Origin of the sequence: Kutzneria sp. 744, assembly GCF_000568255.1 — a bacterium.
Taxonomy (GTDB): domain Bacteria; phylum Actinomycetota; class Actinomycetes; order Mycobacteriales; family Pseudonocardiaceae; genus Kutzneria.
Genome location: NZ_KK037166.1, coordinates 10,836,617 through 10,844,571, shown reverse-complemented (window position 1 = coordinate 10,844,571; position 7,955 = coordinate 10,836,617). Strand labels below are relative to the sequence as shown.

8 protein-coding genes and 1 pseudogene are annotated in these 7,955 nt (G+C 67.6%); 3 read left to right on the top strand and 6 right to left on the bottom strand.

Annotation, left to right across the window (positions count from 1 at the left end; genetic code table 11):
- Both cmr6 and KUTG_RS49115 read right to left on the bottom strand, forming a co-directional pair.
- Positions 1–517 (bottom strand): type III-B CRISPR module RAMP protein Cmr6 (cmr6, locus tag KUTG_RS49120; RefSeq protein WP_063753662.1); only part of this gene is annotated, 517 nt, incomplete at its 3' end.
- Between the two features lie 173 nt (positions 518–690).
- A pseudogene (locus KUTG_RS49115) lies at positions 691–1,011 on the bottom strand (ArsR/SmtB family transcription factor); the annotation flags it as partial.
- A gap of 193 nt (positions 1,012–1,204) precedes the next feature.
- Here KUTG_RS49115 and KUTG_RS49110 point away from each other — a divergent pair.
- The 3 genes from KUTG_RS49110 to KUTG_RS49105 are packed head-to-tail and all read left to right on the top strand — an operon-like array spanning position 1,205 to position 2,378.
- On the top strand, positions 1,205–1,816 hold the full coding sequence (locus KUTG_RS49110; RefSeq protein WP_043726854.1) for a cation diffusion facilitator family transporter: 612 nt from the start codon (positions 1,205–1,207) through the stop codon (positions 1,814–1,816).
- Complete coding sequence (locus tag KUTG_RS60090; protein WP_157495356.1) at positions 1,816–1,968, top strand: hypothetical protein; 153 nt, start codon at positions 1,816–1,818, stop codon at positions 1,966–1,968. Before KUTG_RS49110 ends, KUTG_RS60090 begins: the two co-directional genes overlap by 1 nt.
- The gene (locus KUTG_RS49105) at positions 1,959–2,378 is read left to right on the top strand and encodes a manganese efflux pump (RefSeq protein ID WP_043726852.1); all 420 of its coding nucleotides are present in this window, start codon (positions 1,959–1,961) and stop codon (positions 2,376–2,378) included. The genes KUTG_RS60090 and KUTG_RS49105 overlap by 10 nt, the downstream gene beginning before the upstream one ends.
- 123 nt (positions 2,379–2,501) lie before the next feature.
- Here the strand turns inward: KUTG_RS49105 and KUTG_RS49100 are convergent, their stop codons facing one another.
- The 4 genes from KUTG_RS49100 to KUTG_RS49085 are packed head-to-tail and all read right to left on the bottom strand — an operon-like array spanning position 2,502 to position 7,918.
- Positions 2,502–2,906, bottom strand: a complete 405-nt coding sequence (locus tag KUTG_RS49100; protein ID WP_043726851.1) for a hypothetical protein — start codon at positions 2,904–2,906, stop codon at positions 2,502–2,504.
- Positions 2,899–5,070, bottom strand: coding sequence for a hypothetical protein (locus tag KUTG_RS49095; RefSeq protein ID WP_052396359.1), 2,172 nt, complete (start codon positions 5,068–5,070; stop codon positions 2,899–2,901). Before KUTG_RS49095 ends, KUTG_RS49100 begins: the two co-directional genes overlap by 8 nt.
- Positions 5,067–6,878 carry a hypothetical protein gene (locus KUTG_RS49090; protein WP_043726849.1) on the bottom strand — a complete coding sequence of 604 codons (1,812 nt, stop codon included), beginning with the start codon at positions 6,876–6,878 and terminating at the stop codon, positions 5,067–5,069. Before KUTG_RS49090 ends, KUTG_RS49095 begins: the two co-directional genes overlap by 4 nt.
- Positions 6,875–7,918: a site-specific integrase gene (locus KUTG_RS49085; protein WP_052396358.1), complete on the bottom strand. Its 1,044-nt coding sequence runs from the start codon at positions 7,916–7,918 to the stop codon at positions 6,875–6,877. The genes KUTG_RS49090 and KUTG_RS49085 overlap by 4 nt, the downstream gene beginning before the upstream one ends.
- Positions 7,919–7,955 lie beyond the last annotated feature (37 nt).

The following is a 7,955-nucleotide window of genomic DNA, read 5'->3' as shown; positions in this document are numbered from 1 at the left end:
AGGAGCGGAAGGTGGTGTCCTGCACGGCGAGGAAGTGCACCGGGATGGGTTGGTGGTATTCGGCGGGCGCGGGCGGCGGTCCCTCGCGGCGCGTGTTCTGGAAGTACTGGTAGTAGGTCGCGACGTGCGGGGTGAGTACGTCGACGACCAGGCGCGGTGGGGTCAGGGGCAGGGCGTCGGTGATGGTGACGGTGCCGCGCTGGGCGGACTCGTTGGTGTCGGCGGTGCCGGTCGGTTCGTCGGGGCGGGGACGGGGCGCGCCGCACACTCGGATGAGCTCGGTGCGCTTAGCACTGCGGGCGGCGAGGCCTTTGAGGCTGGATCCGGGAATGATCGGCACGCCGTAGGTCGGGGACATGCTCAGGCCCGTTTCGTGGACGGTGTCCTCGCCGTGGCCGACGACCAGGCGCCACAGTGGGCTGAGGTCGATGCCGATCGCGACACGCGGGGCCTCGGTGGTGTGGCGGGCGGCCAGCGCGCGGGCGGCGGCGGCGCGGCGCTGCTGCAGCGCGATCAAGTGGGCGTCCGGAACAGCGGCCGCGGCCTGCCGGACGAGGGTGAGATCGCCGAGGCGGCCGCGCTGGTCGGCCTCGGCCTGGTCGGGAGTCCAGGGTAGATATTAGCACTGCCCCGCGCCGCCGGCTCCGCTGTGTCCGTTTCTGGTGCCGGTGCGGACATCGGGGAAGGGGCGGTGCGTAGGTCCTCCAACAGCTCGACCTGCCCGGACAGCACGCCGGTCAGGATCGCGCGGGCCACCGCCAGCAGCTCGGCCACCCTGGGGCTGGTCAGGGAGTAGAAGACGTTCGAGCCTTCTTTGCGGGTGGCCACCAGGCCGGCCCGTCGCAGTACCGCCAGCTGCTGGGACAGGTTGGCCGCCTCGATGCCCACCTTGGGCAGCATCTCGGCCACGGCGTGCTCGCGTTGGCTGAGCAGTTCCAGCACCCTGATCCGCGCCGGGTGTCCCAAGGTCTTGAAGAATTCGGCCTTGAGCTGATAGAGCGGCCTACTCATGCCAGCCCCTCGCGGGAGCCGATGTCCATCGTCGTCATGTCGTCGATCCTTCCTCGTCCGCCCTCGGCACGAGGACCGACCACATGCTTCCGCAGGACTCAACAATTGCAGACCTTAGCAAGTCTTCAGGACGCATGGTAACCGGACACCGGACTGAGCTCGGCACCCACGTGCTGTTTGCAAGACTGCCCCGGTGACCACTGCCGATATCACCGCCCGACAAGCCCTGGTTCGTCGCGGCTTCGCCCTGGAATACGCCACTCTGGGCTGGAACGTGGTCGGGCTGGTCGTGCTGGCGATCACCGCGATCGGCGCCCGGTCGGTCGCGCTGGCCGGGTTCGGGTTGGACTCGCTGATCGAGATCGGCGCCTCGGTGGTGGTGATCTGGGAACTCTCCGGCACCGACGAGGATCGGCAGCGCCGCGCGCTACGCCTGATCGGAATCGCGTTCGCTCTGCTCACGGCCTACCTGACTGTCCAGTCCACCCTCGTGCTGGTCACCGGCTTCCATGCCGCGCACAGCCCGGTCGGGATCGTCTGGACCGCGCTCACCGCCACGGCGATGTTCGCGTTGGCAGCCGGCAAGGCCCGCACCGGCGCCGCGCTGGACAACCCGGTCCTGCGCACCGAGGGCAGGGTCACCCTCGTCGACGGCATCCTGGCCACCGCGGTGCTGGCCGGTCTGCTCCTCAACGCCATGCTGGGGTGGTGGTGGGCCGACCCGGTCGCCGGCTACGTGCTGGTGTTCTACGCCGCCCGCGAGGTCCACGCCATCATCACCAGCCAGCACACCGAGCGACACTGATGCCGATCCTGAAGCTCTTGGCGTTCGTCCTGCCGCTCGGGCTGGATTCCTTTGCCGTCGCCGCCGCGATCGGCGCCTCTGGGCGACTCCCAGCACAGGTGCGGTGGCGGATCTCGGTGCTGTTTCTGGCGTTCGAGGCGGGATGCCGCTGATCGGCGTCGCGCTCGGTGCGCCCCTGGCCCACGCGATCGGCGACACCGCCGACTACGTCGCCGCCGCTGCGGTCATCGCCATCGGAGCCTGGATGCTGCTGCACGGTGACGCCGATGACGAAGAGGAGAAAGCCAGCCGGCTCGTCAGTGCCCACGGTCTGGCGCTGCTGGGACTGGGCGTCAGTATCAGCCTCGACGAGCTGGCCATCGGCTTCAGCCTCGGTCTGACTCACCTGCCCCTGATCCCGGTCATCCTCGCCATCGGCGCCCAAGCCTTTGCCGCCGCCCAACTGGGCCTGCACCTGGGCAACCAGATCGCCGAACGCTACCGCGAAGCCGCCGAACGACTGGCGGGCATCGTCCTGATCGCCCTGGGCGTGTTCCTGGCTACACAGCGGCTGCTCGCCTGAGAAGGCCGCACGCTGGCAGCGAGCATTCGTTCGCCGTGATCAGCTCCCACACGGCTCGGCGAGCCGGATGTGACCTGCCGGACCGACCCGGCCACCGCCGGGCTCCCTCCTCACCATCACGTTTCAGGGTCGGGATGGAAGAGCCCTGACTGAGGACGCCGGGATCTTGGTGATCTCCTTGCGGAGGTTGGTGTTCTCGATGGTGAGCACGTGCATGGCGCGGGCGAAGGTCTCGCTCGCGATCCGGTACTCGTCGCGTTCTTCCCGCAGATTCTTGATCTTTTCCTTCAGCGTGGCGATCTCCTCCCGCAGCGTGATCTCACTGTCCGGGACGCCGTCACGGGCCTTGCGTTCGGCATAGAACAGGTCTTTGAGGTCGGTGTGCTTGTGCGTCAGCTTGTTGCGTTTCACCCCTGCTTCCTCGGCGAGGGTCACGATGTCCAGGGCACCAGAGGATCGCAGAGGAGTGCCGGCCAACAGTCGGCTGATGGCCGCGGCGATCGCCTGTCGCTCGTGCTCGTCAGTCATCGGCGTTTCCCCTCGTCACGATGCGGGAGCGAACGTGACGGTCGACGATCGCTTGAAGAGTGGGGATCCGTTGCCGGTGGCGGCGCTGGAGGGGGATGGGTGTCAGCGGGTTCGCGGCCTCCTCGGCAAGTCTGGTCATCTCCAGACGGAGACGGGTGATGTGCTGGTCGGTGCGGGAGATATTCGAGCAAGCGGGGTCGCAACGGTCAGTGGCCGGCGGTCGGTCGCGTTTGCCTCCCAGAGCGCGGTCGGGGTGGCACAGCGCTTTCGCCGGGTCGTTGTTACAGGTGAGGAACGCCTCGGGATTGTCGTAGACCTGGAACTCCGGCTCGCGCAGGACCGCCTCGGTCTGTTTGGGGGTCAGGAACATGCCCTCGAAGCGTGTCTTCGCGTCCGCTGCGGCTTTGATCATCCGCCGGGCGGCGGGGCCGGACACGCCCTCACCGTGCTCGATGCGGTCGGACAGGTCGCTGAGGTAGTCGGCCATCGACCGGGCGGTCTCGATGTCCAGGACCCGGCCAAGGCCCTGGCGGGCTCGGCCGCTGTACTTCTGTCCCGTTGCGGTGCGGAGGTGCCCGTATTGAATGGCCAGCGCGATCCGCCCGCCGGGTAGGCGCGCGATATGCCAGGCTACCGTCCTGCGGAATCGCCCGAGGGTGATGTGACCGTCTGGATCATCAGGGATCCTCTCGCTGTGCAGGCCCCGTTCGGCCACGAAGGCGTTGACCCAGGCGATGAACTCGCGGACGCGGTAGCTGGCGCCAGCGGTACTCATCGCCTCGCCAGTACGGATCGTGTTCCTCGTGCTCTCCGGCGTCCACGGTTCGTGCGCCGGGAACAGGAAGCGGCTGGTGGCGATGCGTTCGAGCACCCGGACCGCCTGGGCCACCGGGAGGATTGTCGTCCACGGGTCGTTGCGTGGCAGTCCTTCTGGGACAAGTTGGCCGTCCTCGTCGTAGGCGCCCTTGAGGAAGTTGCCCCGCAGCTCGTAGCGAAGGGTTCCGGTGCCGTCGTCGTCGGGTTCAGGACAACAGCCGACCTGCAACTCCAGGGCCTCCCCGCCCCTCAAACCGCTGAGATAGGACACCGCGACCAGGCACGCTGTGGACAGCCGTCGCATGAGTCCGGGCGCGTCGTGGAAGTTGATGTGCGTCGTCCATGGACGGCCGTGGAGTTGGCCTCGGATGGGGATCTCCAACGGTGTCTCGGTACTGATCGCGAGCCCCGGTTTCCCCAGCTTCCGCCGACGACCGCGGTATCGCGACAGGACGTTGTGCACCTGCTTCACGCTGGTCTGATAGACGGCAGCCAGATACATGTCGGCGACCCCGAGCGTGCCTTTGGGGGCAGCGCCAGGCAGCGGGATGCCTTCCGCCGCACAGTGTTCGAGGAACATCCTCAGTGCGGCGGAGCCGCCGGGGCTCGCGGTGTCCTGAATGCGTGCGGTGAGTCGCTGGTACTCCGTCCACGCGGCGATCACGTCGTCGCTGAACTCGTCGACGAACCGCAACGCCCAGATCAGCAGCGGTGACATGACGGCCGGATGGATCGGCCAGGTTCTGTTCTCGGTGCTCCGGCCGCCGGTGGGCAGGTAGTCCTTGATCGCCTCGGCTTCCCACGGCGGCATCGGAATGCGGTCCTGGACAAGCAGATGCGGAGCGAATCCCCACAGGATGCTGACCGCGTACAGGTTCCCGACCGTGGCCGTGGTCGATCGCCCCTGGCCCTTGGCGTGGCGCGCGTAGTCAACGAGGATGTCCTCGTCGACATCACGCAGGTCGGCTATCCCGCGCTGGACCAGCCACCGAGCGAACTGACGCCACTGGCCGACAACACCTTGCACCGTACCAGCCGCCGGCCATTTCACGCGGGCGGTAGACGCCCGCTCCAGCAGTTCTTCCGGAGTCGGCAAGTTGGTCAGCGCCCACCCCGCCCGGCGAAACGACTCCCGCAACACAGCGGGGAACGTGTCCCAGGCGACCGAGCGGCCTTCCTCGTGGGCGCGCAGGGTGAGAGCGTTGAGAATCCACCGGTCGGCGCCGTAGCGGGACACACTGGTGGGATCCAGACCCTCCGGCAGACGCGCGCCGCTCACGAACGGGTCGTCGTCGCGGACGTGCCATCCGGCCCGATCGCCTGGGCCGTGCCGCAGTAGGACGGTCACGCGTCGAACCCCCGGCGGAGTAGTCGGTCGATGAGATCTCGATCGGAGCCGCTGATCGTGCGCACGGCTTCCTGCTGCTGGGCGCCGGTCGTGTGCCGTGTCAGCAGCGAGGACAGCCGAAGATGATGCTCGCGCCAATCCAGCTCCCACACCTCGGCCGCCACCGTCGCGCGCAGCGACTCCAAACAGTGGTGCAGATAGACCAGCCTGGGTAGGTGTCGCCGAGTCGCGATCGCGTTCTTGCAGGCCAAACACCACAGGAAGGACGCGGTGCAGGGACCAGGACCGGTGATGGGGCTGTTGTCGAAGTCGGTGCACGCGCTGGTGGCGGTGTCGTGTTTGCCGTCCAGGATCGCCTGCGCGAGGTCGGGGTGGTCGGAGAGCTCGATCAGCACATCGGCGTCCTCTCCCAGGAGCATTTTCATCGCGGTGATCGTCCGGGCGTGTTCCAGCGCGTCAGTGAGGCCCTCGGCGATGGTGTGCTTGGCCTGCTCGCGGGTCGCCGGGTCGGGCAGCATGTAGACGGTGTCGTGGGTTTCCTGGCTGTTGTGTGCGGGTTCCTTGCGGATCAGGACCTGGACGGTGCGGCGGATGCGTCGCAGGCTCACATTCATCGCGCTGCCGTCAGGGTTGTGGAGATTCGCGTGCGCGGCGAACTGCTGCATGAGGTCGTTGTCCGGTGGGATGCCCAGGCGAAAGAGTTGATCCTTCCGCCGGGGATTCCGCAGGCGGCAGATCAGCAGCCGATCCGTTGGTGTGCCCCGCAACTGGAGGTACTGGCGGGCCAGGTCCGTCGCTTCGATCGCGCGGCCCATCAACCGTCCAGGGCTGTCGGGTCCGGCATCGACTAGGTTGTTGGTGGTGTAGCGCAGGTGGACGGGCCGACGAGCTTTGTGGACCTCCACCAGGTGGATGTCAAAGTCGTCAGCCACCGCCGGGTCGTGTTCGGGGATCCGCATCCTGTGGAGCACCGATTTGTTCCAGCTCTCGCTGGCGACCAGCAGCACCGACAGGGCACAGGCTTCTTCAGGGGTCAGGAACAGGCGACCCCAGGTCAGTTCCGGATCGTTGCCGCCCAGCAGCCGCACAGTGGACTCCGACACGCGCCGCCGGGGCCAGCGGCTTCGGGTCAGGGGCACGTCGCCGGTGCGCAGCAGGCAGTCCAGCGCGGCGCCGATCCGATCCTCGTCCGTGCCGTCGGGGATCTGCCCGTTGTACCAGCGCCGCAGATGCTCGCGGTTGGTCCTGATCCGAATCAACGCGGTGTTGAACATCGTCGCCGCGGCCCCCTTGATGCGGTCAAGGTCCTGGCGCCGGTAGGCGACCTCTGTGATCTGCTGGCGGTGTGTACCGACGCGCCGGTCCACGGCGTGCAGTGTCTCCACGGGAATCCCCTCAACCTCGGGCAGCAGCCGCTTGAGGTAGAGGATCATGGCGACGCCATGGCGGGTGTCGGGACACGAGAGCTTCCAGGACGCCCAGACAGCCGGGGTGATCTCGGCCGCCGACCGAGGTGGCCGCTCCAGATCCGCGAGGTGGCGCGTGAACCGGCGAATCGCGTAGTAGCTGTTGTCGCAGGTGTCCCAGGCGCGCCAGCGGGCGGATGGTCCCGCCAATCGGGCGAATCCGGCCGCGAGTGCCTGCTTCAGCACGAGGCTGCCGGCGAGCCTGGAGAAGTCCCACGTGCCTTCGACTCCTCCGCTCTCACCGAACAGGGTGAACACCAGGCCGGTCTCGTCCACTACGTCAGGGCGGACGTAGGTCGCGGTCGGCAACGTCGCCTTCCGCCGGTTGCGGCCGGAACTCACGCGTCCTCCGCTGTGGGGTTGACGTCCATGACGAGACGGCTGGAGTGCGCGACCCGAGTCAAGATCGCGTCGAGGTCCTCGCTCTCGTTGCCGTCGAGGATCGAGCGCAACCGTAAGCCGTTGAGGGGCGCGAGGTAGATCGTGCGCGTGGTCTCCTCGCTGCTGTGCCCGAGCAGGTCCTTGACCAGCGCGAATGCGTCACCGTAGATCTTGCGGGCGTGATCACGTTCGGACCGATCCAGGCCGAAGCGCCGGTCCAGCGCACGGTCCAGGGTGACCAGCATCTTCAGCGCGAACAAGTGCCGACAGGCGTGCGGAGTCAGATAGATCGGCTTGCCGTGCTGCTCGCATCGATCATTGGCCGCTGAGAACACCTTCTCCCAGGACCGGTAGTCCATCGGTATGCCACCCTCGGTCAGCCACAGTTGCAGCGGTTCCAGCCCACCGTCGGCTTCGATGAACAACCGTCGTCGCTCACTGGCGTCGATGGCGTTGATCGGAGCATCGCCCTTGTGCCCCAAAGCGTCCCGCCAGAACACGCGGCGTTGCCGGCCTTGAGAGATCTTGGTGACGATCTGCTTGCCGCGCAGCCGGTCATAGCGGCCCGCGCGCCGCGCCTGCCGGATCGCGGCCCGGCGCGTGGTGGCCAGATAGGTTTCGATGCCAGTCAGCGCGTCCGCGTTGAGGTAGAACATGCGCTCGCTGCGTTTGGCGATCGCCGCGGCCACGGTGCCCTCGTAGTAGGCGTAGCCGTGGATCGCGTGCGGCACTTCGAGGGTGAGCAGGCAGCCGCCCTCCCGCAGCCGCAACCCGCTCTGGAACAGCAGGTCCGCGAACGCGGTGTTGCGGCCGTCGTTGCGGCCTCGCCAGCCCTCCTGTGGTAGCCCGTGCGCGGTGTAGCCGCACAGGCCGATGTCCCGACACAGGCGGTAGGTCCGCGGGGTGACCCACTTGACGTTGGAAGCCCGCACGTCTTTCGGTTGGTTGTCGGCCACCTCGGCCGTCGTGCCGTCCCTGCGCCGCACCGTGTGCGTCGACACGGGGCTGCGCTCGACATGGGCGACGGCTGGCGACGGC

Coding starts and splice junctions, on each gene's coding strand:
- KUTG_RS60090 (WP_157495356.1), top strand. CDS start 1,816: ATGCCGATCCTGAAGCTCTTGGCGTTCGTCCTGCCGCTCGGGCTGGAT.
- KUTG_RS49105 (WP_043726852.1), top strand. CDS start 1,959: ATGCCGCTGATCGGCGTCGCGCTCGGTGCGCCCCTGGCCCACGCGATC.
- KUTG_RS49100 (WP_043726851.1), bottom strand. CDS start 2,906: ATGACTGACGAGCACGAGCGACAGGCGATCGCCGCGGCCATCAGCCGA.